Origin of the sequence: Commensalibacter sp. B14384M2, assembly GCF_016101865.1 — a bacterium.
In the GTDB taxonomy this organism is placed as follows: Bacteria; Pseudomonadota; Alphaproteobacteria; order Acetobacterales; family Acetobacteraceae; genus Commensalibacter; species Commensalibacter melissae.
Genome location: NZ_JACFPS010000001.1, coordinates 763619 through 789095, shown reverse-complemented (window position 1 = coordinate 789095; position 25477 = coordinate 763619). Strand labels below are relative to the sequence as shown.

General features: G+C 36.0%; 22 protein-coding genes. 4 read left to right on the top strand and 18 right to left on the bottom strand.

Translation table 11 applies throughout. The annotated features are described in order from the left end of the window. Nucleotides 1-84: 84 nt before the first annotated feature. Nucleotides 85-1251: a hypothetical protein gene (locus H3R33_RS03720; protein WP_122123567.1), complete on the top strand. Its 1167-nt coding sequence runs from the start codon at nt 85-87 to the stop codon at nt 1249-1251. A 7-nt stretch (nt 1252-1258) separates the two neighbouring features. Here the strand turns inward: H3R33_RS03720 and hflX are convergent, their stop codons facing one another. The 7 genes from hflX to dusB are packed head-to-tail and all read right to left on the bottom strand — an operon-like array spanning nt 1259 to nt 10133. After that, nucleotides 1259-2548: a GTPase HflX gene (hflX, locus tag H3R33_RS03715; RefSeq protein ID WP_198185344.1), complete on the bottom strand. Its 1290-nt coding sequence runs from the start codon at nt 2546-2548 to the stop codon at nt 1259-1261. Between the two features lie 12 nt (nt 2549-2560). Beyond that, nucleotides 2561-2833 (bottom strand): RNA chaperone Hfq, encoded by a 273-nt coding sequence (gene hfq, locus H3R33_RS03710; protein ID WP_122124269.1) that lies wholly within the window; start codon nt 2831-2833, stop codon nt 2561-2563. A gap of 54 nt (nt 2834-2887) precedes the next feature. Beyond that, nucleotides 2888-4297: a sigma-54 dependent transcriptional regulator gene (locus H3R33_RS03705; RefSeq protein WP_155571923.1), complete on the bottom strand. Its 1410-nt coding sequence runs from the start codon at nt 4295-4297 to the stop codon at nt 2888-2890. Further along, nucleotides 4287-6533, bottom strand: coding sequence for a PAS domain-containing sensor histidine kinase (locus tag H3R33_RS03700; protein WP_198185343.1), 2247 nt, complete (start codon nt 6531-6533; stop codon nt 4287-4289). Before H3R33_RS03700 ends, H3R33_RS03705 begins: the two co-directional genes overlap by 11 nt. Continuing rightward, a complete protein-coding gene (locus H3R33_RS03695) occupies nt 6503-7963 on the bottom strand; it encodes a sigma-54 dependent transcriptional regulator (protein WP_198185342.1) in 1461 nt (486 codons plus the stop codon). The genes H3R33_RS03700 and H3R33_RS03695 overlap by 31 nt, the downstream gene beginning before the upstream one ends. Nucleotides 7964-7980: 17 nt before the next feature. Then, nucleotides 7981-9081: a nitrogen regulation protein NR(II) gene (locus H3R33_RS03690; protein WP_198185341.1), complete on the bottom strand. Its 1101-nt coding sequence runs from the start codon at nt 9079-9081 to the stop codon at nt 7981-7983. A gap of 8 nt (nt 9082-9089) precedes the next feature. Next, entirely contained in the window at nt 9090-10133 is a 1044-nt protein-coding gene (dusB, locus tag H3R33_RS03685) for a tRNA dihydrouridine synthase DusB (protein ID WP_155568101.1), read from the bottom strand. A 132-nt stretch (nt 10134-10265) separates the two neighbouring features. Between dusB and H3R33_RS03680 the strand changes: the two genes are divergently transcribed. Beyond that, nucleotides 10266-11447: a bifunctional 2-C-methyl-D-erythritol 4-phosphate cytidylyltransferase/2-C-methyl-D-erythritol 2,4-cyclodiphosphate synthase gene (locus H3R33_RS03680; RefSeq protein WP_198185340.1), complete on the top strand. Its 1182-nt coding sequence runs from the start codon at nt 10266-10268 to the stop codon at nt 11445-11447. A gap of 45 nt (nt 11448-11492) precedes the next feature. Here H3R33_RS03680 and H3R33_RS03675 read toward each other — a convergent pair whose 3' ends face one another. The 5 genes from H3R33_RS03675 to H3R33_RS03655 all read right to left on the bottom strand — a co-directional run bounded on the left by H3R33_RS03675 (nt 11493) and on the right by H3R33_RS03655 (nt 17156). Then, nucleotides 11493-12218 (bottom strand): ATP12 family chaperone protein, encoded by a 726-nt coding sequence (locus H3R33_RS03675; RefSeq protein WP_198185339.1) that lies wholly within the window; start codon nt 12216-12218, stop codon nt 11493-11495. Between the two features lie 29 nt (nt 12219-12247). After that, entirely contained in the window at nt 12248-14404 is a 2157-nt protein-coding gene (locus H3R33_RS03670; RefSeq protein WP_198185338.1) for an AsmA family protein, read from the bottom strand. Between the two features lie 127 nt (nt 14405-14531). After that, nucleotides 14532-15506, bottom strand: a complete 975-nt coding sequence (locus H3R33_RS03665; RefSeq protein WP_155568105.1) for an RluA family pseudouridine synthase — start codon at nt 15504-15506, stop codon at nt 14532-14534. Nucleotides 15507-15511: 5 nt separating this feature from the next. After that, nucleotides 15512-16780 carry a replication-associated recombination protein A gene (locus tag H3R33_RS03660; RefSeq protein WP_232342206.1) on the bottom strand — a complete coding sequence of 423 codons (1269 nt, stop codon included), beginning with the start codon at nt 16778-16780 and terminating at the stop codon, nt 15512-15514. A 115-nt stretch (nt 16781-16895) separates the two neighbouring features. Continuing rightward, nucleotides 16896-17156, bottom strand: a complete 261-nt coding sequence (locus tag H3R33_RS03655) for a hypothetical protein (protein ID WP_155580410.1) — start codon at nt 17154-17156, stop codon at nt 16896-16898. Between the two features lie 285 nt (nt 17157-17441). Between H3R33_RS03655 and H3R33_RS03650 the strand changes: the two genes are divergently transcribed. Then, on the top strand, nt 17442-17804 hold the full coding sequence (locus H3R33_RS03650) for a hypothetical protein (protein WP_110437991.1): 363 nt from the start codon (nt 17442-17444) through the stop codon (nt 17802-17804). Nucleotides 17805-17852: 48 nt separating this feature from the next. Here H3R33_RS03650 and H3R33_RS03645 read toward each other — a convergent pair whose 3' ends face one another. The 6 genes from H3R33_RS03645 to H3R33_RS03620 all read right to left on the bottom strand — a co-directional run bounded on the left by H3R33_RS03645 (nt 17853) and on the right by H3R33_RS03620 (nt 24721). Continuing rightward, complete coding sequence (locus H3R33_RS03645) at nt 17853-20207, bottom strand: phosphoketolase (RefSeq protein WP_198185336.1); 2355 nt, start codon at nt 20205-20207, stop codon at nt 17853-17855. A 60-nt stretch (nt 20208-20267) separates the two neighbouring features. Further along, nucleotides 20268-21494, bottom strand: a complete 1227-nt coding sequence (locus H3R33_RS03640; protein WP_198185335.1) for an acetate/propionate family kinase — start codon at nt 21492-21494, stop codon at nt 20268-20270. A 190-nt stretch (nt 21495-21684) separates the two neighbouring features. After that, complete coding sequence (smpB, locus tag H3R33_RS03635; protein ID WP_198185334.1) at nt 21685-22167, bottom strand: SsrA-binding protein SmpB; 483 nt, start codon at nt 22165-22167, stop codon at nt 21685-21687. After that, the gene (gene dapA, locus H3R33_RS03630; protein WP_198185333.1) at nt 22168-23055 is read right to left on the bottom strand and encodes a 4-hydroxy-tetrahydrodipicolinate synthase; all 888 of its coding nucleotides are present in this window, start codon (nt 23053-23055) and stop codon (nt 22168-22170) included. Nucleotides 23056-23137: 82 nt separating this feature from the next. After that, the gene (locus H3R33_RS03625) at nt 23138-23977 is read right to left on the bottom strand and encodes a prephenate dehydratase (RefSeq protein WP_198185332.1); all 840 of its coding nucleotides are present in this window, start codon (nt 23975-23977) and stop codon (nt 23138-23140) included. 12 nt (nt 23978-23989) lie between these two features. Next, nucleotides 23990-24721: a 3-deoxy-manno-octulosonate cytidylyltransferase gene (locus H3R33_RS03620; RefSeq protein WP_198185331.1), complete on the bottom strand. Its 732-nt coding sequence runs from the start codon at nt 24719-24721 to the stop codon at nt 23990-23992. A gap of 123 nt (nt 24722-24844) precedes the next feature. Here H3R33_RS03620 and H3R33_RS03615 point away from each other — a divergent pair, with 123 nt between their 5' ends. Then, on the top strand, nt 24845-25342 hold the full coding sequence (locus tag H3R33_RS03615) for a cytochrome c family protein (RefSeq protein ID WP_122123584.1): 498 nt from the start codon (nt 24845-24847) through the stop codon (nt 25340-25342). Nucleotides 25343-25477: the final 135 nt, after the last annotated feature.

The window sequence follows — 25477 nt, the reverse complement described above, 5'->3', positions numbered from 1 at the left end:
TATATATAAAAGCAGAAAATGCTATTTTATAGTTTACATTGGTAAAATTCAAAAATAATAATTCATAATTTCTATGGTTTTTACATGTCCCTTAATTCTTGCTCCATCAATAATATTGATATTGTTCCTGTTCAAACCAAACAACAGCTTAAACTTTTTATTCAATTGCCACGTCTTCTATATAAAGGTTTATCTGGATATGTCCCTCCCTTGGACTGGCAAGAATCAAGCTTATTAGATCCAAAAAAATCAGCTTTTTTTCGATATGGTTCAGCAAAATATTTCATAGCATATAAAAATCATCAACCTGTTGGACGTATTTCTGCACAAATTGATCCGAATGCGTTAAGACAATGGAAGGAACCTGTCGGTTTGTTCGGTGCATTGGATGCAATTGATGATTTATGCGTCGTAAAAAAATTAATAGACGCCGCAACCAAATGGTTGAAACATAATGGCATGGAAAAAATCAGGGGACCTTATACTCTAAATGCCAATTCTGAAATAGGGATAATGATAACAGGGCAAAATGCCTTACCAACCGTTGCCATTCCCTGGCATCCAACCTGGCTTCATCACCATATTGAAGCAGTCGGTCTTGAAAAAGCCATGGATCTACTTTCATATCAGATGAAATTCGGTCCACGAGCTAAACAGGCCCATAAAATACCTGCAGGTTTGAAAATGGGATGTGGAAAATTGGGTAACATTACAACCAGAAAATTAAATACAAAAGAAATTGCGCGGGATGGTGAAATTCTTCGCCAACTTTACAATGATGCATGGCATGATACTTGGGGCTTTGTTCCTCTCACCTCAATCGAGATGTCTGTATTAATTAAAGATTTAAAATCCATGCTAAAACCTGATAATTTTGTTCTGGTTGAACAAAATTATATTCCAGTGGCTGTTGCTTTGGTAATTCCCAATATTTATGATTTAATCATTGATATCGGACCTGATCCATCCCTTTTGGGATATAGTAAATTGATTTATCGAATCTTACGACACCAATTTCATTCAGCCCGCGTTATTTTGCTTGGTATAAGTGGATCCATAAGAGATACAGCTCTGGGAGCTTTGATGCCATCATTGGTTATATCCGAACTTTTTGAACGTGGAGAAGTCTTACCCTATAAAACAATTGAATTGGGATGGATTTTGGAAACAAATCATGGTATGCGAAACTTAATTGAACGGATTGTTCCAGAACCCAATAAAATTCATCGAATGTATGAAATGAAAATATAAAAAAATTTTAGTACGTATAAAGCTGTTCAAATCGAGCTCTATCTATAGGAGAAAGTAACAGCGTTACCTGAATGATTTTTTCGCTATCATGACGCTCAAGAATTTCTCCATGATCATAAAGCCATGCTAAAGCTGAACCATCAACAATATCAATAGCATATGTCAATTTTTCCATTGAACATTGCAATCTTTGATCAATTTTAGAAATGAGCGAGGGTAGATTTTGTCCTGTCAAGGCAGATACACCGACAATATTATCATTTTTGCCTGTTAATTCAGTATAATCTACGAGGTCGATTTTATTGAGAACTTCAATTGTCGATGACCTCCAGTTTTCACTCAATACATCATCTTTCACCATCATGTCCAATACAGAAGAAACATCTTGTTGTTGTTGACGGGTCTCTGGATGTGAAATGTCTCTTACATGTAATATGATATCCGCTTCGGAAATTTCTTCAAGCGTTGCTCTAAAAGCAGCTATCAATTCGGTTGGGAGGTCGCTAATAAAACCAACTGTATCAGAAAGAATGACTGTTTTTCCTGATGGCAGATCAATCTTGCGCATGGTTGGATCAAGTGTAGCAAAAAGTTGATCCTGAGCATGAACAGAAGCCTCTGTCAAATGATTGAATAAAGTGGATTTTCCTGCATTTGTATAGCCAACTAAGGCAATTATAGGAAAAGGGACTTTTCTTCGAGCCTTACGATGCAATCCTCTTGTCCTTCTAACCTGTTCAAGATCTTTTTTTAAACGAGTAATCCGTTCATCAATCAGCCTTCTATCCGCTTCAATTTGGGTTTCACCGGGCCCCCCCATAAACCCAAACCCACCTCTCTGCCTTTCTAAATGAGTCCATGATCTAACTAGTCGGCTACGCTGATATTGTAGGTGGGCAAGTTCAACCTGTAACACACCTTCTCTGGTCTGCGCTCTTTCACCAAAAATATCCAGTATTAAGGCTGTTCGATCTATAACCTTACAATTAAGTTCTTTTTCAAGGTTTCGTTGCTGAATTGGACTTAAACGTGCATCAAAAATAACAACTTGAATCTTTTTCTCAATAATAACAGATTTTAAATTTTCGATATTTCCCCGCCCTATTAAGGTTGAGGAACGGAATGACCGAATATTTATAATCTCTCTATAGACAATATCAATTTTAATAGATGATACTAATCCAACAATCTCTTCAAGCCTAGATTTAGAATTCCTATCATTTTGTTTTAGATTTACATCCCATGGAACAATGACTGCAGCAAAATTTGATGATTTCACTGAATCGGATTCAATCATAAATATAAATTCTCACTTTTCTTCAGATGTTGTGGAAGTTGAAGTCGCTGCAGGTGCATTAAAGGGGAGTTGAACAGGTGACGAGGGCATAATCGTACTTACAGCATGTTTATAAACGAGCTGCGCATGACTTTCTCTACGTAATAATATGGAGAAATTATCAAATCCAGAAATGATTCCCTGTAATTTCACGCCATTCACTAAGAAAACAGTAACTGAAACTTTGGAACGGCGGATCTGATTTAAAAAAACATCTTGAATATTTTGATATGTATCTTTTGACAAAATAAAACCTTTACCAATCACTTTATGAAATTGAAACTTGCATATATTAACAGTTTAATTATTTATATTATTATTATTTCTTTCTTCTGATCCGGTAACTCCTAACTGTTTCAATTTTCTGTGTAAAGCACTTCGTTCCATTCCAACAAAACCAGCAGTCCGACTGATATTGCCACCAAACCGCATTAATTGAGCTTGTAAATATTGCGTTTCAAAAATATCACGAGCCTCTCTTAACGGAAGACTGATGATATCAGTTTGTGTATCGATTTTCAATAAACCCGGTGCGTTTTGACCGACATTTGATGGCAACATATCAGTACGGATGGCTTCATTAACATTTCCAGGCATCATGATTAAAAGCCGTTCCATTAAATTGCGTAATTCACGTACGTTTCCTGGCCATTCATAAGTCTGTAAGGTTGTTAGAGCATCTGCTGATAATTCAATGACTGGCACTCCGGTTAATTCAGAGTAATGCTTCAAAAATAAAGTTGCAAGTTCAGGTATATCTTCTCTTCTTTCCTTCAAGCTTGGAATTTTCAAAGGCACAACTGCAAGACGATAATATAAATCCTTGCGGAATCTTCCATTGGCAATTTCCTGGTTTAAATCCTTATTCGTAATGGCAATAACCCTCACATCAACCTTAACGCGGCTGGAACCGCCAACACGTTGAAATGTTTGATCCTGTAATGCCCGAACAATCTTTCCCTGTGTTTCAAGAGGCATGTCGGCAACCTCATCTAACACCAGCGTACCTCCATGAGCCTTTTCAAGAACACCGGTACGTCTTTGCAAATTATTTTGTGTATTGCCCTCAATACCAAACAATTCCTCCTCAAATCTTGTTGGGGAAAGGGTTGCGCAATTTAATACAAAAAAAGGCCCCTCTGCTCTTTTTGATAATTTATGTATAGCTCGAGCAGCCACTTCTTTTCCCGTACCTGGCGCACCATATATTAGAACTCGAGAATTCGTTGGCGCAACACGCTCAATTTGACTTTTGACAGAATTGATAGTTTGACTTTGTCCATTTAATTTAACTTCGTATCCACTTCGGAAACGTAATTCTTCATTTTCCCTTGCCAATTTTGCAGCTTCCAGAGCACGACGGACTACTACTAGCAGATGATCTGTCTTGAAGGGTTTCTCAATAAAATCATATGCACCATGTTGAAGTGCGGAAACAGCAGTTTCTATTGTTCCATGACCTGATATCATGATAGTGGGAACAGCAGGTTTTTCATTTTGTATGAGTTTAAGAATTTCCAAACCATCCATTTTTGACCCTTGCAACCATATATCAAGAATGACTAAGGATGGTCTTCGTGCATGAAAGGCCTTAATCGCTGAATCCGCATCCCCGGCAAGTCGAGTTTCATACCCCTCATCTTGTAAAATTCCCTCAATGAGTAGTCTAATATCTGGCTCATCATCGACGATTAAAATCTCATGCGTCATATTGTCCTCGTATTTGAAAAGTCAAAATTGATATTGTTCCCCGACCTTCGATCCGATCTTTTAACTGCAATGTCCCATTATGTTCTTCCATAATTTTTTTTACAATAGCGAGACCTAATCCTGTTCCCTTAGGTTTATGGGTTACATAAGGTTCAGTTAACCTTAACCTGTCCTCCTGTGGAAGACCAATTCCATCATCTTTTACTGAAATGATAATAGTATTCTTATTTAACTCTAATGTAACCCAAATATTTCCTATGTAATTTTCATGACCGTTACTTTTTTCATTTTCCATATTTATAGCATCTGATGCATTTTGAAACAAGTTGGTGAGAGCCTGACTTATCAATCGCGCATCACAATTCATTTCAATTTTGTCATTGGGCAAATCCGTATGATATCTTATTTCACAATGTGCATTCTGCTGAAGAAATAATGTTTCCCTAATAATGCGTGTCACTTCGTTTGTTTTGATAACAGGTTGGGGAAGTCGAGCAAAAGATGAAAACTCATCCACCATTCTACCTATATCACCAACGTGACGTACAATTGTATCAATACACTGATTATATATATCCTGATCTTTGGATATCTCTTTAAGAAAACGTCTTCGAAGTCGTTCTGCAGAAAGTTGGATAGGTGTTAAAGGGTTTTTGATTTCGTGCGCAATTCGACGGGCGATATCTGCCCAGGCGGCTTTTCTCTGCGCCGCTTGTAAATCCGTTATATCATCAAAGGTAATTACAAATCCCTCAATTTCATTTCCCCTGATTTCTGGCCCAATCTGGGCAAGCAACATTCTACTCCCAGCAGAGGTTTTGATCTGAATTTCCTTTTGAATTAATTTATGATTGTTATTGATGGTATCTCTTTCTTCGGAAATAATTGATAGCAAGGGAGAGAATTCTGGTACAACATCCGTAATTTTATGTCCTATATAATTCATTAAATCAATAGATAGAAGCTGATTTGCTGATCGATTAGGCAATTCAATTACTGCCTGCTTGTCCAACCCAATCACTCCACTGGAAACACCGGATAAAACCGCTTCGGTGAAACGTCTGCGTTCATCAATTTGCTGATTGGCCTCTATAAGTTCTTTATGCTGGACAGAAAGTTGATTGGTCATTTGATTAAAGGCACGTGCCAAATCGGTTATTTCATCATCCTTACCATATTCAGGTACCCTAACATTGAGGTTACCCTTACTGATCTTTTGTGCGGCTAACGTCAATAACCCGACAGGACGAGCAATTTGATTGGCAATAAAAAGCCCTATCAAAATGGCCACCAAAACAACAAGCAATGCAATCAATGCAAATATAATTACAAACATCACCTGAATTTTTGAACTTTTGTTGTTCAAATCATTATATTGCATAACAACTTTTTCAGTTTTATGCATATGATTAAGAATAACCGGATCAACAGGCCTTATAATCAGTAAAACGAGCGGCGGAGTATCGTTAATAGGAATGGCAGCACGAACTGTTTCCTCATCAGGTGAATCCAAAATTGCCACATCATTATGCGACATCAAGGTCGCTGATCGAGGTAATTGTTTGGCGTATGATGTGTTATTGAATAAACCGCCCGACGCAATTATTTTTTGGGTAAAAGAGTTGTAGACAAAGGCAGCATTTAATCCTCTTAATGTTGCTTGAGAATCAAGAATCTGATCGAGGCTATTACCATCATCATATAGATCCTGACCTGCTTGAGCGTAATTGTTTTGAATACCTTGTATATAATTGGCCAAAGAAAAGGCTTCAGTGCGTATATTGTCATTATGTTCCTGTAAATAACCTTTTGAAGCCAGCAAAGCCTCATTAAGCGCTGTGCTTACCCTGTTATTAAACCAGTTTTGAATGCCAAAATGAAATAAAATTGTCGCAAAAATTCCAACCAAGATGGTTGGAACTATGGCAATAATACTAAATAACACAATCAGCTTGATATGTATTTTTGAACCAACCAACCGTCGTCTATGTTCGGAAATCAAACGAAATATACAAAAGAATAAAGCTAGTATCAATAAAACAAGAACAAATCCGTTAATACTTAAAATAACAAATTGTACCGATGATTTATGAGATGTAACAATTCCACCTGAAAGAATAACAAAAGTGATGATTGTAAAAATCAAGGCCAGCACAACCAAGAAAATAGTGGCTTTTCTATTAGAAAATTTTTCAGTAACCTTATTCACTTTCTGCTTATAGATTTTTCCAGACATGTTGAGCCTTTATGTTTTTTACTCAATTCAAGAAGATTAAACATTTTCATTTTTTTACGTAACGTATTTCGATTTATTCCCAGCATCGAAGCCGTTTTTATTTGATTGCCTTCAGCTTCCACAAGAGCCATTTCAATCAATGGTCGCTCAACTTCCATTATAATTTTTTCATGTAAATTTGAAATTGGTTGACCTTTATTTTCAATAAAGTAACGGTTTAGATGACTTTCAATCAGTTTTGACAAAGGCTTTAATCTGTCCAACTTGAATGATTTATCAATCATGGAAGAATCATTTAAAATCTTTTTTACAAAATCAACCTCGATTGTTTCATAGGGATATAAAATCAATAGACGAGTTATGATATTCTTTAATTCACGAATATTTCCTGGCCAACTATAAGTCAAAAAATAATCCATAGTCTCGTTAGAAAAATTTATAATATTTTGATCATTTTTTAAAAAATGTTGGATAAGTAAAGGTATATCCTCAGTTCTCTCCCTTAAAGGGGGAAGATATAATGGTGCAATATTTAAACAATAAAAGAGATCTTCTCTGAAATGCCCGGTTTTAACCAACTCAAATAGATTGTTTTTTGACGTCGCTATGATACGGTAATTTTTTGTGTTTGAATTATTCGTTGAGAAACAAAAATTTTTTTCAAGAAATTTCAATAGATGAAATTGAGCAGATAGTGATAACTCACCTATTTCATCCAAAAATATTGTACCATTATAGTTTTTCTCCAGATTGTCTATTTCTTTTTTATTTTCAAGAATAAAAGGAGTATATTTCAAAAGCTCATTTTCAATATCATCATCCTGTAAAATAGCCAAATTTATCGTTATAAATGAATTGTTTTTTCTATTACCATAATTGTGTAAAACTTTTGCAACAAGCTCTTTACCTGTTCCGCTTTCTCCCGTGATAAGAACAGTCAAATCAGATTGAATTAGCCTAGCGATCATACGATACAATTCCTGCATCGCTGTTGACTGACCAATTAAGGGTAAATTTTCTTCATGAATAATTCCATCAAAATTGTAAAAATTGACCTTTAAGGATTTTAATGCTTTTTGTACCGTTGCAATTAACTTATTAAGGTCAAAAGGCTTTGGAAAATATTCAAAAATATTCTTTCTTTCAACCTCTAATGCCGTTGAAAGTGTTGATAATGCACTTATAGCAATAATGGGTATGTCAATATTAAATGATTTAATCCTGTCAATAACATCAAAACCATTTATATCAGGCATCATTATGTCTGTAATGACAAGATCAACTTTATTTTTCTTAACCCAATCCAATCCCAATTCAACTTTTGTCGTTGCCATTACATTATATTCTAGTCGTGTAAAGGCCTGACTTAAAACTGTTCTGATCGAGGTATCATCATCCAGAATTAAGATTGTTGATTTTTTTATAACCATTTTTAATTAATTACAACTTAATATCTCAGATTCGATCTGGATTGTTTGATGGGAAGATATATCTTAAAATCAGTGAATTTCTTATTTCGTTCAACATCAATCATACCTCCATGATTTTGAACAATTTTTTTACATAAAGCTAATCCAATTCCCAATCCATTTTCCTTGTCACTAATAAACGGATTAAAAAGATGATCTTTTATTTTTTCAGATATGCCTGCTCCAGTATCTCTAATAACAATCAATAATGGTAAAAAAATATAGTGATGACACGCCTCTTTTATCATCAAATCTGATTGATATTTGGTTATTATACTTATTTCATCTTGATTATCAAAATTTTGCAATGCTTCTGAAGCATTTTTGATAAGATTAAGAAATAATTGTATTAATGCATCTTTATCGCCCATTATTAAAGGTAAGGATGGATCGTATAATGCATTGATTCTGATATCTTTAGCAAAACCATTTTTTGCGATTTGAATAACATGATTCAAAATAGCATGAATATTCAACTTCGAATATTTGATATGTTTATGCGTTTCATCAATATATCTATCAAGCATATTACTTATCCGCTCAACTTCTGTACAAATTAAGCCGGTTAGCTTTTTATCTTCATTTGCAACAGTTTGTTGCAGCAATTGTGCCGCACCACGAATACCCGATAATGGATTTTTTATTTCATGTGAAAGCATTAGTGCCAGGTTTTTTTCAATCTGATTAAAATCAGTTGTTTCCCGTGAATTCCTGATCATATTAAATAAGGAATGATCATGAAATGTAACGATATATAGATCATCATTATTTTCAACTGGAGCCAGAGAAAGAAAAAATTCTTTATTATTACCGTTTTTCAATCTTAATTTCATTCCGTATTGCGTAACAACACGTCTATTTTCTTTTACTTGCGAAAACAATGTTGAAAAAGATATATTTTCCAGTAAAAAATCATTCAATTCACAACAATAGGCGGATTTTCTGGAAATATTCAAAAACAATTCTGCCTGATAATTCAGATAAACAATTTTTCCGAATTGATTGATAATCACCAATGGAAAAGGTAAAGCCTCAATTATCTCATTACTATCTGTAAAAACATGAATATTTTTGCTCATCATAAATTTCAATTAACAAATTCATGCCTTATTAAAAATTCATCACTATGGATATCATAGAATTCGTTAATTGCATAAATTACATCCCTGGCGTTGTCCATTTTATTAATTGATGCTCTGAATGAAGCGGAATCAGGTAAGCCCGCACAATACCATGATAAATGTTTACGGGCCAATCTTAATCCAGAATATTCCCCATAATAGGTTAACATGGAATCATAATGAGATAGAACGATCTCTTTTTCTTCCTGCAAGGTTATAGGTGCTGGAATATCCTTGCATTGCAAGTAATGGATAATCTTGGATAAAAGCCAGGGTTTTCCGTAAACACCCCGTCCAATCATAATTCCGTCAGCCTTTGATTGTTGCAAAGCAATCACAGAAGTATTGAAATCAACAATATCACCGTTAACGATTACTGGAATTTTAACAGCTTCCTTAACATACTTCACAAAAGACCAATCTGCTTTCCCCTTATATAATTGCTGTCGTGTTCTGCCATGCACTGTAATCATTTTAATCCCACATTCTTCAGCAATTCTGGCCAATTGCGGGGCATTTAGGGATTGATGATCCCATCCCATACGCATTTTAAGCGTAACCGGAACATCAACAGCTTTAACCACTGCTTCCAATATAATTGATGCTTTTAATTCATCCTTCATCAGGGCTGAGCCAGCTTGTTGACCCACAGCCACTTTCTTGACGGGGCAGCCAAAATTAATATCAATAATATCAGCGCCTTTATCAACAGCGATTCGTGCAGCCTCAGCCATGGCTTGAGGATCTGAACCAGCCAATTGGGTAGAGTTCAAGCCCTTTGTAATGGGTTCAGCCATTTGCAACGTTGTCTTGTTTTCACGAATCATGGCCCATGAAGCTATCATTTCGGAAACAACCAGACCCGCACCGAATTTCTTGACCAATTGTCTGAATGGAAAATCTGTCACTCCTGCCATAGGTGCCAGAATAACAGGATAGTTGATTATTTTATCCCCAGCAAGGCAAATCGGTTTCAAATAAGGAATGTCTTTAGCGGTATCTGTAATCATTTTCGGTATTTTTTTCAATTTGATTTAGTAAAATTTATCACAATTGATTTATTATTTAAAACATGATTAATAAAGTCTTTTACTTTAATTATAGTTTAACAAAAATATTTTTTTTTATACAATTCAGTTATTATGCGCATCGCCCTTATTCTTCTATCTGCCGGTTCAGGTAAACGGTTCAATCAAAATGGAACGTTACCAAAACAGTATGTTCAATTGCTGGGTCATCCTGTCATCTTTCATGCTACCAAAGCATTTTTACCTCATGTTGATCTTGTACAGCCCGTAGGTGATGCCTCATTGCTGTCTCCAGTTTTAAATGATCTAAAAAGTAATAAGATTTTACCAATCATTCAAGGGGGGGAAGAACGACAGGATAGTGTAAAGGCCGGTCTGGAAGCATTGTCAAAACTTCCCGAACCTGAACAGCCTGATATTGTTCTAATACATGATGGAGCAAGACCGAATGTATCATCTGAGATTATTACAAAGGTAATTGACGCTCTTAAACAATATCCTGCAGCTATTCCCGCCATTCCCGTTGCTGAAACACTTAAAAAATCTAAACAAAATATTATTGAGTATACAGTTTCGAGAGATGATTTATATCGTGCACAAACACCTCAAGGATTTAATTTTCGCCAATTACTTAAAATTCATCGCGGTTCATTCTCCAAAGGAGCGACAGACGATGCAGCGCTTTTTGAACAGGCGGGATTACCCGTTATGTTGGTCATGGGTGATGAAAACAATATTAAATTAACCTACAAAAATGATTTGAAACGATTGGAATGCCTTATGACTAAAGTGATGATTCCGAGAATAGGTTCCGGTTTTGACGTGCATGCTTTTGAAAAAGATCGTCCATTGATCCTGTGCGGTATTAATATACCCTATGAACATGGATTGGCAGGCCATTCAGATGCCGATGTTGCTCTACATGCTTTATGTGATGCTATCTATGGTGCTTTGGCTGAAGGGGATATCGGCAGTCATTTTCCTCCCTCTGATCCTCAATGGAAAAATGCGGATAGCCAAAAATTTATTGTTCATGCCGGAAAACGCATAATAGAACGTGGTGGTAAAATAAGTAATCTGGATATTACCCTGATTTGTGAAAAACCGAAAATGCGTCCGTATATCGATTCAATGAGGCAAAAAATCTCAGAATTGTTGCAACTCAAACTTTCAGCTATATCCGTTAAAGCGACAACTACCGAAAAACTGGGATTTACAGGCCGCCAGGAAGGTATTGCCTGTCAAGCGGTAATATGTTTGCTTATGCCAGAAGAGGAAACTTGGTCTAAAATTTAACTTTCAATATATTTTTTGAGGTTTGATAATCAATTTATTTAAACCTCAATTATTAACACATTCAAGATAATCTACACATTCATTGATTTCTTTCTGTATAAGGTTTAATCTTTGTTGTTGTTCTGCATCATAACCCCAAATTTGAGATTGAATATGTTCATCCAGATAAGCATACTCAAATCCTTCTTGTGCTGATAACTTTCTTTCAAAAATGGCAATTGATAATACAACACTTCCCAATAATGGTATAATTACAGCAAAAAAAGTCAATTCTTCATCAGAAAGCCTCATAATATATGTTTTTATCTTATTGATTGTTTGTTTATCCTGCACAATAGGCATAACCCCTTTTGTCACCCTAAAGGTTATATGTAAAAAGTCTTCAATCCATTGCAAAATAGGTTGCCATAGCTGATTTTGTTTATTTACTAATTGTTTAGGTTTTTCCGCACGATAGCAAAGCAATTCACCATTTACATAGGGAAGAAGGACATCAATATATTTCTTACGATCAGGTTTGATTTTTTCAATAAGAGTACTGATTATTCGCGTAATGGGTAAAGTATCAAATGAAAAAATATCTCCTTTTTTACAACCGGCATTTTGCCATTCATCTACTATTCTTTTTGCTAGCGTTTCGTTAGATACTGTTAGTATCGATTTCTGAGGAAGACGTAATAATTGTTTATCAAGATATATCCTAAAACCATCATCATCTTTGATATAAGTTGCCTTATCCCAAAAACGGCGCAATTTTAATGGTTTGTTCATATAATTTTTCCAATATCAGGTATTTATAATTATTGTGCTCTAGCTTTTGATAAGGAATCTGAACAATAATCGGTGCGTTCAAGCATTTTTTTTATCGTATTAATACTTAGGGTAAAAACCTTATCTTTATTTTTTTCAAAGTTTATAATCGGTTTGTCAAGATTGCCTTTAATAATGATTGGCACGGAGGCACTGAATGAACCCAATGAGATATCGGGAACAATATGAAAATCAATTTGATGTGCGGGTATAGAATAATACCCTGTTCCATTCAGGGCAAATTTTTTAGCCTGAAGTGTAAATGTATCAAAATATAATTGATCATTTTTCAGGTTAAGATGTACTGCCAAACATTGCGTTGAAAGATTCTTTTTCAATGGCAAAGTATCAGCCGCTTTACCTAGATAATGTCTTAATCCTTCAGCCTTGACGATTCCTCCAATTCCGGCCATTCCAACACGTCCAACCATTGAATGAATCCACTGATCATAATTTGAACCTTTAGCTGAAATATTTCCAGTCACTTCAATAGGACCACTATACAATTCTGCCAACTTATATCTTTGTTCCAGCCACTCCATCGGAAAAACGGATGGATGGATCGTAACATACAGTTTTTGATCATCATTGTTATGATTATAGGCGATATCAAGATTAAGATGATTTTGTTTATTAATGAACTGTGCATTGTTAATTTTTAACTGATTGTTATTCCAATTAAAATATCCTGAAAAATTATTAAAATTATATTGATTAAATTGAAGATTTTTACCGTTTATATTACCTTCTGCACCCAAATTGTGCAAAATTTCATCGCGAATATGATTGATTGACTGAATGTCAACTCTAAAAGGCAAATATATTTTACCACTATAAAATATATCATGTGCTTCAACAAAACCAATTTTAGAAAATTGATGGTCAATTTTTAATGCATTTAATTTTATTTTGAGAAATGGATTTTTTCCTCCCACTGTCCCGTGAATCTGTGCTGAATAATTATCTGATGATAAATTTCCCTTTATGGGTATTTCCTTGAGATTATCTGAAAACAATATTTGTTGAAAATTATTCAATGTTCCCAAATCGCCAGCCCAACTGAATATATTGTCATTCAGTTTTCCCTTAAACTGGATATTTATATTTTCATTAAACTGATTGGCCATGATTTGGACATTCGTCAAATCAAAATCTTTGTATGATTCCCTAATTGGAATATAACCCATATTTAATTGTAACAGTTTTATTTTTGGTTTTGAATTTTTCTCCGTTTCTGTATCAATATCTTCAAGTAGCGTATTGAAGGTAATATTTTCAACCAATGGTAAATTGGCATGTGGGAATAACAAATTAAGGTTCTGCAGGTTTAGAATCGCACCTCTTGCCGATATTGAGAAATTTTTCAAATTGATAGAATCTTTTACAGTTCCATTGACATGTATATTTCCGACATTTTGGTTTTGAAAATACTCTGTTAAAACCATTTGGAATTTAACAGGAGATGAAGAAACTACATTTCTATGCAATAGCAAAGCATCCGCATGATTGATACGTCCAGATAATGAAAAATTTGCTTGATGATTATGTCCATTAATTTCAAAACGTATCTTATTCCCTTCAAACTGATCAATATCAACAGTTTTCAAAAGAAAATGGGCATGTTTATTATTTCTAAAATTATCGTAACATGTCTGAACATGACTGAAATTGATTGTCCTGAAATTAACTGTCCATTTTTTCTTATTTTTTTTCTTATTTTTTTCAGACAGAATATCTGATTTTTTATAGGGATGAAATTCCCAGTTTTTTATACCTTCTTGATTTTCTTCCAAATTTAATTTTACATTTGAAAGTTCCAATGCATGAATATTGATATTTTTTTTTAACAAAGACAATAAATTAATTTTCGCTGAAAATTTCCCTGCATGAATGAAATAATCAGCCTTGCCATCTTTTATATTTTCCAAAGCAATATCCGATGCTTTGATTTCAGGCCAGGGAACCAATTGAAGAGACAAATGATTTAAATGGACTTTTCGTCCTGTTTTTTTTTCAATTATTTCTGATAATTGATCATTGATTTTTTGCCGGTCAATCATGTAATTGATTGCAAGGTTACTTCCCGCTATCAATAATACAGAGGCTCCCAAAACACCAATAAATATCTTTTTCTTTTTTAGCATCATTAATCTTTGGATTCATTTAATAATGGTAAGTTAAAAATATAAACTAATCAGAAATAACATGATGGTTTTTTTATGCAATCATAAAACGAAATTAATTTTTCAAATGAAATATTTTCAATTATATTTCTTATCTTTTATTAACTTTGACACAATTACCGGATGGCATATCAAATCCCAATCTCTTAAATGTTTCTTTCATATGGGATGACAATTCAACTTCAACCTCCAGATATCCACCCTGGGGATGAGGAATGATTATTGCGCGGGCATGAAGATGTAGTAATTCTGGAAAACCTTCGAGTGAGCCATTCACTTGATTATATTTTCTATCCCCCAATATAGGACAGTTCATCGCCGAACAATGAACACGAAGTTGATGCATGCGTCCAGTAAGGGGATATAATTCGACCCAGGCAAATTTCCTGGCAGCATAATCTTTAACCATATATTCCGTTACAGCTTTTTGCGCATTTTTATTTTCTTCTGAAACAACGACATATGATTCGCCCGGACGTTCAACTTTCAATAATGGTAGCGTCACCCTACCACTTGATGAAACGGGACGACCTGTTGTAATGGCCCAGTATATTTTTTTTACTGCCCTGCCTCTGAACGCAGCAGTTAGTTTTGCTGCAGCAGCTGGATGACGAGCAATCAATAATATACCGGAAGTATCTTTATCCAAACGATGAACCAAACAGGGACGATAGTTACTATTTTCCCTCAATGCTTCGAGCATTCCGTCAATATGAAATCTTACATTACTACCCCCCTGAACAGCAATACCGGACGGTTTATTTATAACAAATAAATCGCTATCTTCATAAATAATCCAGCTTTTAACTTTTTTTGAAAAATGGGAATCCATGTCATGATTTTTTTTTGATGATAGAACATCTTTTTCAACAAGAGGAAGCCGAACAACATTTCCAGTATTCAAATGTGTAGATGCCTGAATTCTTTTTTTATCAACCCTTATTTGACCGGTTCTGCACAATTTTTGAATCATGCCCTGCGTAAATTGAGGATAATATCTTTTTACCCAACGATCAAGACGCACTTCACCATCTTCATCTTTAACCGTAATATTTAAAATTTTCATATAATCTATTTATTTCTAAGTTTATTCCACTGTTCAAGACGTTTTGAAATGATCTCTTCTGTTCCCCGATGTGTGGGAAAATAAAACTGTTCACGTTTCATACGATCAGGAAAATAGTTTTGTCCAGAAAATCCCTCTTCTGTATCATGATCATACTGATATCCCTTGCCATAACCAAGTTCTTTCATCACTTTGGTTGGCGCGTTCAATATATGGGCGGGAGGCATCAAGCTTCCCGTTTTTTTTGCAACCGCTCTCGCTTTGTTATAGGCTTTATAAACAGCATTGGACTTTGGTGCTGTTGCCAAGTAAACTACCAGTTCAGCCAATGCGATTTCCCCTTCAGGTGATCCTAACCGTTCATAACTCTCCCAAGCTGAAATTGCCAGTATCTGAGCATTAGGTGAGGCTAATCCAATATCTTCCGATGCAAAACGGGTCAATCGTCTTGCAATATATCTTGGATCCTCTCCACCCTCCAACATTCTCGCGAACCAGTACAAGGCAGCATCGGGATCCGAACCTCGAAGTGATTTATGCAGGGCTGAAATCAAATTATAATGCCCATCCCTATCCTTATCATACAATACTGCTTTTTGGCTTAGTAATTCATTTAACGCATTTTCATCAATTTTATGATCAAAATTTTGTTTGATTAATTGTTCTACCATATTCAAGAGATAGCGACCATCTCCATCTGCCATGGCAATAAGAACATGTAAGGCTTTATCCGTAAGAGGCAATTTCTTTTCAGTATTAATTTCAACACGCTGAATGAGTTGTTTCAACGCTTCTTCATCAAGACGTTTCAGTACCATCAATTGGCAACGGGATAACAAAGCACCATTTAACACGAAAGATGGATTTTCAGTGGTCGCCCCTATCAGAATAATAGTTCCATCTTCAACAACGGGTAAAAAACTGTCTTGTTGAGTACGGTTGAAACGGTGAATTTCATCCACAAATAATAGGCTACCCTTACCGGTTTGTTGTCTATATTTTCTTGCCTCGTCAAAAATTTTTTTTAATTCTGCCACCCCGGAAAAAATTGCGGATATTTGAACAAATCTCAAATTTGTATACTGGGAAATAATCCGGGCAATCGTCGTTTTCCCTGTTCCAGGATAACCCCACAAAATCAAACTTGATAAAGTACCATGATTAATCATACGGGTAATAATGCCCTTTTTACCAACCAAATGATTTTGTCCGACAACTTCCTCCAATTCCACTGGCCGCAATTGATCAGCCAGAGGAACCTTATTATCAATCATTGACTTCTTATTTGAATTCTCACTTATAAAGGTGTGATCAGAGGCAAAAAGATCCTTGTCATTATTTGATGAGGAAAAGATCATGAGGAATTCCGAATTACCTTGTCAATTTTATTTATTTCGCGTGAACATTACCGTAGGAGGGCGCTCCTACACCAGGACAACTGCATGGAGAGCCCAGAGGAACTTGATATGGAGTATGACAGCTATAAATTCCTGCCTTGCAAACAGATCCATAACCAACAGATGATTGTGTTCCTGCCGGAACTGGTGTTTCAGCTGTTCCTGAACATCCATTAAGAAACAGTGCGGATGAAACTAAACAGATACCGATACAAAAAAAATGTTTGATATTATTTATTCTTAAATTTACCATTTTCTTTCCATTCATGTTCTTCAATACTATTTTTATTAACGTTATGATTGAATATTATAATTTTCTATCCAAGGATTGATTTTTATCCGACATAAAGTTATCCACAATTTGGGGGATAAACTTGAGGAATAGTTTGTGTGTTATTATAGGATAATATGCTAAAAAACTGTATAAATATATCATTTATGTTATAAACATATATAATATAAAGGTTTTTATCTAACTTTAACAGCTGGATAACATAAACTTTGCAATTATGAAATCAAGCCTTAACTAGAGACTAAATTGAAAAATAGAACAAGATTTTTAACTTTTATAATCACCCTATTTCCCTTGACTGTTTATGGACAATCAAGTGATGAAAAATCAATCAGTTTTTCATATGAACAATTACAACCTATTTTCAAAATTTTACGAACCCAATCAACAACAATAAGTCCCTCATGTATTGAAACCTTAAAAGATATACATGAATTGAAAAAACAAAAAGCCAATGACAAGTTTGACAATGACAGGGATGTCAACAGTAAAATATTAAGATCCCTATACAACAATGCATTGGAATTTTGCAAAGTGGACGCGAGAAATATATGCAGTCACCAAGTTCCCATTTCCATACGCATGGAATGTAGAAAACTTTCAGATTAACAATCCATACGCTGAAAAACCAAATCAATATATATATTTACAATTTTTTTATTTCCAACGCCAGTTTTTGATTTCTGGCATATCTTCACCATATTGGCGAATATATAATTCATGCTCAACAAGTTTGTCTCTCACAAACTGGTCTATATAAGCTATTTTTGATTTGTAACGATCAACCCTGTTCATGATGTTTGATATCAAGTGATAACGATCAAGATTGTTCAATACAACCATATCAAAAGGTGTTGTGGTTGTTCCTTCTTCTCTGAAACCATGAACATGAAAATTTCTTGCATTGCTTCGTTTATAAATAAGCGAGTGAATTAATCTTGGAAAACCATGATAAGCAAAGATAACTGGTTTGTTGATTGTAAACAAGGCATCAAATTCTTGATTTGACAATCCATGTGGATGCTGATCATCTGTCATGAGAGTCATCAGGTCAACAACATTGATAAAACGAATTTTGAGATCTGGTACATATTCGTTAAGAATTTTGGTCGCCGCCAATGCTTCAAGCGTTGGCACATCACCAGCGCATGCCACAATGACATCGGGTTCTTTTCCTTTATCGTTACTGGCCCATTCCCAAATGCCAAGGCCTTTATAACAATGTTTAATTGCCTCATCCATGGTAAGCCACTGGGGCTCTGGCTGCTTGCCGGCAACAATAACATTGATACGGTCCGAACTTTTTAAACAGTGACTCGTGACCAGCAACAGGGTATTAGCATCTGGTGGCAAATAAACCCTGCTCATTTTAGGTTTTTTCGAAACAACATGATCTATAAAACCGGGATCTTGATGACTGAACCCATTATGATCCTGCCGCCAAACATGAGAAGTCAAAAGGATATTTAAAGACGAAATTGGCCGCCGCCATTCCACCTTGCTCGCCTCGTCCAACCACTTTGCAAATTGATTGACCATTGAGTCGACAATATGGATAAAAGCCTCGTAACAGGAAAACAATCCATGTCTTCCAGTCAATAAATATCCTTCAAGCCAACCCTCAACCGTATGTTCACTTAAAATTTCCATCACCTGTCCCTTATGGGCCAAATGATCATCGAAATCATATATTTCGGCATTCCAGACCCGATCGGTTACTTCAAATACCTTATTCAAACGATTTGAATTATTTTCATCAGGGGAAAGAAGCAAAAATTTTTCAGGATTATTTTTAATGACATCTCTTAAAAACTCTCCCATTATCCTGGTTGATTCAGCAATTACATGACCATGTTTCGTCATTTTTACTGCATATTGTCGATAATCAGGTAACTTCAACGGTTGTCTGAGCAACCCGCCATTCCCATTCGGATTGGCGCTCATACGTTTATCCCCCTTGGGTGCCAATTCTGCAATTTCTGGAAATATTGCCCCTTTTTCATCAAATAACGCATCAGGATGATAGGATCTCATCCATTTTTCTAATAATTTCAGATGTTTTGGATTGCTCAAATCCCCAAAAGGAACCTGATGTGCACGCCAATAATCCTCCACTTTTTCTCCATCAATGGTTTTCGGACATGTCCAACCTTTTGGGCTTTTAAAAATAATGGCTGGCCATAATGGACGACCGGTATCATTATTTTTGCGTGCATTCTGTTGTATTCGATGAATACGATTGAATGCAGTATTCATGGCTGAAGCCATTTTCTGATGCATTGAATCTGGATCATTGTCTTCAACAAAAATTGGATCGTAGCCGTACCCCTTGATTAAATTGATTAATTCCTGATGGGATATACGTGCCAATATAGTCGGGTTTGCAATTTTATAGCCATTCAAATGAAGAATGGGTAAGACAGCACCATCTGTTTTTGGATTAACAAATTTATTACTGTGCCATGATGTTGCCAAGGGCCCTGTTTCTGCCTCACCATCACCTATAACACATGCAACGGTCAGATCAGGATTATCAAATATTGCCCCATATGCATGTGAAAGCGAATATCCAAGTTCTCCACCCTCATGAATGGATCCTGGTGTTGGTGCACCTGTATGGCTTGGAATGCCGCCGGGAAAGGAAAATTGTTTGAACAATTTCTGCATTCCCACTTCATCCTGTGTAATCTCGGGAAAAAGTTCTGTATAAGTCCCTTCAAGATAGGTTGACGCCACAACCCCAGGAGCCCCATGACCTGGCCCAGCTATAAAAAGAATATCGTTATCTCGTTCTCTGATAATACGGTTCAGATGAAGATAAATGAAATTGAGGCCCGGGGTTGTTCCCCAATGTCCAAGCAATCGTGGTTTGGTATGTTCCAGTTTCAATGGTTCCCTCAATAAAGGGTTATCCATTAGATAGATCTGTCCGATGGATAGATAATTGGCGGCATGCCACCATTTATTAAATAAGTCCACTTCATGTTCAGATAAAAGCTTTTTATCAGTCATTTTTTACTCCTTGATAAATAGCTATTGTTAAACTCAATAAGAGTTATTAAAACCCCGGATTCATGCACGCTGTTTCGAATTTGATAAAAGCTGTTGTATTTCTTTCAATATGATGAACTCCTCATTGGTCGGGATTGTATATACCTTGATATTGCTTTCTGAAGTACTGATCAGTTCATTTCCATCTTTATTTGCCTGTTCATCGATTTCAATCCCTAGCCAGGACAAAGTCTGACAGACTACAGACCGGACATATGTGGCATGTGCACCGATACCAGCTGTAAAAATCAATCCGTCAATCCCTTTTAGACAAACAATTAGCCGACCTATTTCTCCAATCAGTTTATAAATAAACAAATCCAGTGCCTGTTTGGCAAATTTCGATTTTGGTCCATTTTGGGCAATTTCATGAATAAGACCTCGCATATCACTTGAAACCTCGGATACACCTAACAAACCAGATTGTTTCCAGATTATATCCTCAATTTCATCGGGAGACCTTTTTTCTTCACGAGTCATATATAAGACGACATTTGGATCGATCTGTCCAGTACGTGTACCCATCACCAAACCGTCCAAGGGCGTAAAACTCATGGACGTATCAATGGATTTTCCCTTATTTATAGCCGCAACACTTGAACCATTTCCAAGATGCGCCACAACTATTTTACCCTTGATCAAGGGGGATTTATTTTTTTGCAAATAATGCACGATATAATGATAGGAAAGACCATGAAACCCATAACGTCTCAATCCACTATCATAATATTTTCTTGGAAGGGCAAAGCGTTTAGCTTTATCTGGCATTGTGGCATGAAAAGCGGTATCAAAACAAGCAACCTGAGTAATATCCGGATATTTATCCATTATGACTTTCATGGGAGCAAGGCTGGCCGGTTGATGCAAGGGTACAAATGGTGTCAATGAATCCAGATAACTGTAAATTTTTTGATCAATAACAACAGGACGGTAATATTTCATCCCACCATGAACCACACGATGACCGATTGCCAGAATTCTATCTTTTTTCATAAAATCGAAAAGCCATTTCAAGACCTGATCCAACAATTCATCCCTGGCATCAAGTTTTGCATATTGACCATCTGTCCATTTTTTTTCATGAATGATTTTATCTTGACGATCGGTTATTTTCAAATGTGGTCCTGATCCAATCCCCTCTAGTAATCCTTTGGAATATAATTCAAAATCTGAATTATTCTGACTCCGATACAGAGAAAATTTTAGACTTGATGAACCCGCATTAATGATTAATACGACCGATGCCATACACGAAACCCTTCTAGAAAAATAACCTATATATCTAGAAAAGCATAAAGTTAAAAAACTGTTTTAATCAATCAATAGCATAAATAATTGTGGATAAATCAATTAATTCATAAATTTATATTCAGTTTCTCTTCAGCCTTTCACATACTTAATGATTAATCGTAATTCTTTTTTTGTCAAAAGGATAATGTTAAAATTTATTCCTTAATAATCTTGCCTGATCACGTTTCCAGTCTCGATCAGCTATTGCCTGACGTTTATCCGCTTTTTTCTTACCCTGACCTAGACCTAGTGTTACCTTGGCTATCCCACGGCTGTTAAAAAAAATATCCAGTGGAACCAATGTCATACCATTTCTGCTTATAGCCCCTAGCAATTTAAAAATTTGTTTTTTATGAAGCAGCAGTTTCCTGGGGGCGCGTGGATCAAATTTTGAAAAAAATCCGCCCTGATATTCAGGAATGTAGCTATTGAAAAGCCATATTTCCCCTTCCCTTTCCCCTGCATGGGCCTCGTTAATCGTGGCCCGTCCTAAACGCAAACTTTTTACTTCCGGACCCTTTAACATTATACCCGCTTCCACCTTATCAACAATGGAATAGTTGAACGTGGCTTTACGGTTTTTTGCCACGTTTCCAAAAGAGATTAGAGAATTTTTCTTTTTTTCCGCCATTTAACCCAATAATCCCACTTTTTCCAAAGCCTCTTTAACCCTAATCCGTGTTTTCTCCGCAACAGGCGCAAGCGGTAAACGGCAAGTCTCTCCTGCCAACCCCAGAACGGACGCTGCAAATTTAACGGGGCCTGGATTGCTCTCAATAAAAAGGGCATCATGTAAAACAGACAAACGATCCTGCATAGCCATTGCATTGGCAACATGACCATCTTTCCAGGCCTGTTGCATTTCTGCACATAATTTTGGTGCAATATTAGCCGTCACACTGATACAACCATCACCACCAGCGGCCAAAAATGAAATCGCGGTACCATCTTCTCCCGACAACTGGTTAAAATTCTTTTTAACCGCCCGTCTTACCTGAATGGGTCGGACAAGATTAGCCGTCGCATCTTTGACACCAACAATATAGGGATTTTCTGCAAGTCTTGCCATAGTCTCCACAGACATGTCAATTACTGAGCGGGCTGGTATGTTATAGATATAAACAGGAAATTCCGTCGCCTCTACAATTGACATATAATGACAATACAATCCTTCCTGTGTTGGTTTGTTGTAATAAGGTGTTACGACCAAAGCAGCTGTCGCTCCAATTTCTTTTGCAAATTTAACCATTTCAATAGCTTCAGATGTACTATTTGATCCGGCTCCTGCCAAAACTGGAACCCTACCATTTGCAACCTTGACCGCCACTTCAACAATTTTCCGATGTTCTTCATGAGATAAAGTTGGACTTTCCCCTGTTGTACCAACGGGAGCCAGTACAGCAGTCCCCTCCTGGATCTGCCAATCCACAAATTTTTCAAAAGTAGGAACATCCAGTGAACCATCCTGTTTCATCGGAGTAATTAATGCCGTGATTGAACCTTCAAACCATATACTCATGTTGTCATTATTCCTTATCAATCATTGATATTCAATTATATATAAAATAAGTGTATCAAAATTTTATAAAATTATATATGGACTATACACCCTGACGATATTGTGAAGCAGGATACACCCCCAAAAGAACATAATCATCTGAATAAAATTTCAGTTCATTCAAGGCCTGATTTAACGGGTCATTGTGAACATGTCCTTCCACATCAACCAAAAATTTGGTTGCAACAAACCCCCCTTTATCCATACAGCTTTCCAAACGTGTCATATTTACATTATTTGTCGCAAAACCTCCCAATGCCTTGTAAAGGGCGGATGGAATATTTTTCGTTTTAAATAAAACAGTCGTCATCATGTTTTCACGTTGTGTTGGAATTTTCTTCTCACGTGAAACGATATAAAAGCGGGTTGTATTATAATTTTCATTTTCAACATTGTATCTTAATACATCCAGCCCATTCAATTCTGCCGCAAGTTCCGATGCGATTGCCGCATCTTCCCTGTTATTCATTTTTGCTATAATTTCAGCAGCACCTGCGGTATCAAATTCTGTTATCCGTTCAAGCGACAAATCATTGATTATTTCCGAAACCTGCCCCATTGCCACCGGATGTGTGTGAACCCTTTTGATATCAGAAATTTTTGCATTCTTGATACCTATTAGACAATGTTCAATCCTTTGGAAATGCTCACCAACAATGAAAAGTCCCGAAGAAGGCAAAAGATTATGAATATCAGGCACTCTTCCAACTAAATTATTTTCGCATGGCAACATGGCTTGTTCAGCTTTTCCAGACTGCACAGCTTTTATCGTTTCAATAAAATTTTCACAAGGTAACGTTTCCCATCCCCGCCTTGCCGAACGACAGGCCATATCGGAATAGGCACCTGGTCGACCCTGAAAGGCAATAATTTTGGCAGTCATAAAATAATCCTATTAAATAATTCGTTTTTTTATCCGTTCAAGATCGTCTGGTGTATCAATTCCCAATGGCGCTTCATCTATTACAGCACAACCAATATTCATTCCAGCTTCCAAAGCTCTCAATTGCTCGAGTTTTTCACGTTTCTCAAGTAAAGATTGAGGCAAGTTTATAAAACGGTTAAGAGATTTTCGCGTATATGCATAAATACCGACATGGTGCCATAATGGACCCTTTCCCCATGGAATTGTTGCACGAGAAAAATACAGAGCCTTCGCAAATAATAAATCCTCACTAAAACTGCAAGCCACCTTTACTACGGAAAAAGCCGTCTTTTCAAATTCATTTTTCACGGGAGCTATTAAGGTTCCGATATCTATTCCAGAATATTTCAGCGGTATCAGTGATTTACCAATATCTGATGGATCAATGAGGGGTAAATCGCCCTGAACATTGATAATCGTATCAATGTGATCATATTCCTGCAGTAAGGATAGTGCCTGATAAATTCGGTCTGAACCAGATAAAAGATTTGGATCCGTATCAATTGCCCTGCCCCCGTTCTCCCTGACAATCTCCGAAATTTCCCTGTCACCTGAAGCTACAACCACTGGTCCGATTTTCGTTTTTAAAGCCTGTTCCATCACCCTGACTATCATAGGTTTTCCACCGATATCAACCAAAGGTTTTCGTGGCAGTCTAGTTGAGGCCAATCGTGTTGGAATAAGGATCAAAGCAGGCTTCATCAACAATTCTCTATAAAAAATATATATCAGTTTTTCTTTATGTTGTATTATTAATAATAAGCTTTTATTCTATAATCAATTTAATAATCATAGTTGTTATTCAAGAAACCAAAGAAAAATAAAATGGATAGTTTTGACTGGAACCGTATAGCTGCAGCTTGTGTCATATCCTGTGGAATATTGTTTGGTAGCTGGTTGATAAGTAAGATTTTGATTCCTTACTCACCGCTTACATCATCAGTATATGCTAGTGAAAATCAAGAAACCATTGATCTCAAAACCGCCGATATAGGCAAAGGAAAAATCATTGCCTCACAACAATGCGGAGTATGCCACAGTTTCAGACAGGGTGAACCTGATAAAATAGGGCCTTCACTTTTTAATATCAAAAATAAAAAAATTGCCTCCAGTCCAAACTTTAATTACTCTTCCTCGCTTAAAATACATGAAAACGAATACTGGACTGTGGAAAATCTAAATAAATGGCTTGCCAAACCACTCGCTTTTGCTCCCGCTACTCTAATGGCTTATGGTGGTCTTTCATCAAATAAGGATCGGGCGGATGTTATTGCATATCTAAATTCTCTGACAGGCAATAATCCTCCATCAGGACAAAAATAAAAAAACTAAAATAAAGAACCATTTGCATATGCAATAAATTGTAACTATGCTTAACCCAAAAAATAATTTTTGAAAAATTATAATATTTTAAATTTTATTGATTTCAAACAATAGGTTTTATAATCTTTATGCTCC

Excerpts from the sequence above, each read along its gene's own strand:
- H3R33_RS03695 (WP_198185342.1), bottom strand. The coding sequence starts at position 7,963 with ATGGTTATAAAAAAATCAACAATCTTAATTCTGGATGATGATACCTCG.
- H3R33_RS03705 (WP_155571923.1), bottom strand. The coding sequence starts at position 4,297 with ATGACGCATGAGATTTTAATCGTCGATGATGAGCCAGATATTAGACTA.
- H3R33_RS03660 (WP_232342206.1), bottom strand. The coding sequence starts at position 16,780 with ATGATTGATAATAAGGTTCCTCTGGCTGATCAATTGCGGCCAGTGGAA.
- H3R33_RS03690 (WP_198185341.1), bottom strand. The coding sequence starts at position 9,081 with ATGAGCAAAAATATTCATGTTTTTACAGATAGTAATGAGATAATTGAG.
- dapA (WP_198185333.1), bottom strand. The coding sequence starts at position 23,055 with ATGAGTATATGGTTTGAAGGTTCAATCACGGCATTAATTACTCCGATG.
- H3R33_RS03620 (WP_198185331.1), bottom strand. The coding sequence starts at position 24,721 with ATGAAGCCTGCTTTGATCCTTATTCCAACACGATTGGCCTCAACTAGA.
- H3R33_RS03680 (WP_198185340.1), top strand. The coding sequence starts at position 10,266 with ATGCGCATCGCCCTTATTCTTCTATCTGCCGGTTCAGGTAAACGGTTC.
- H3R33_RS03720 (WP_122123567.1), top strand. The coding sequence starts at position 85 with ATGTCCCTTAATTCTTGCTCCATCAATAATATTGATATTGTTCCTGTT.
- H3R33_RS03625 (WP_198185332.1), bottom strand. The coding sequence starts at position 23,977 with ATGACTGCCAAAATTATTGCCTTTCAGGGTCGACCAGGTGCCTATTCC.
- dusB (WP_155568101.1), bottom strand. The coding sequence starts at position 10,133 with ATGATTACAGATACCGCTAAAGACATTCCTTATTTGAAACCGATTTGC.
- H3R33_RS03700 (WP_198185343.1), bottom strand. The coding sequence starts at position 6,533 with ATGTCTGGAAAAATCTATAAGCAGAAAGTGAATAAGGTTACTGAAAAA.
- H3R33_RS03615 (WP_122123584.1), top strand. The coding sequence starts at position 24,845 with ATGGATAGTTTTGACTGGAACCGTATAGCTGCAGCTTGTGTCATATCC.
- H3R33_RS03655 (WP_155580410.1), bottom strand. The coding sequence starts at position 17,156 with ATGGTAAATTTAAGAATAAATAATATCAAACATTTTTTTTGTATCGGT.
- H3R33_RS03645 (WP_198185336.1), bottom strand. The coding sequence starts at position 20,207 with ATGACTGATAAAAAGCTTTTATCTGAACATGAAGTGGACTTATTTAAT.
- hflX (WP_198185344.1), bottom strand. The coding sequence starts at position 2,548 with ATGATTGAATCCGATTCAGTGAAATCATCAAATTTTGCTGCAGTCATT.
- smpB (WP_198185334.1), bottom strand. The coding sequence starts at position 22,167 with ATGGCGGAAAAAAAGAAAAATTCTCTAATCTCTTTTGGAAACGTGGCA.
- H3R33_RS03640 (WP_198185335.1), bottom strand. The coding sequence starts at position 21,494 with ATGGCATCGGTCGTATTAATCATTAATGCGGGTTCATCAAGTCTAAAA.
- H3R33_RS03665 (WP_155568105.1), bottom strand. The coding sequence starts at position 15,506 with ATGAAAATTTTAAATATTACGGTTAAAGATGAAGATGGTGAAGTGCGT.
- H3R33_RS03675 (WP_198185339.1), bottom strand. The coding sequence starts at position 12,218 with ATGAACAAACCATTAAAATTGCGCCGTTTTTGGGATAAGGCAACTTAT.
- H3R33_RS03670 (WP_198185338.1), bottom strand. The coding sequence starts at position 14,404 with ATGATGCTAAAAAAGAAAAAGATATTTATTGGTGTTTTGGGAGCCTCT.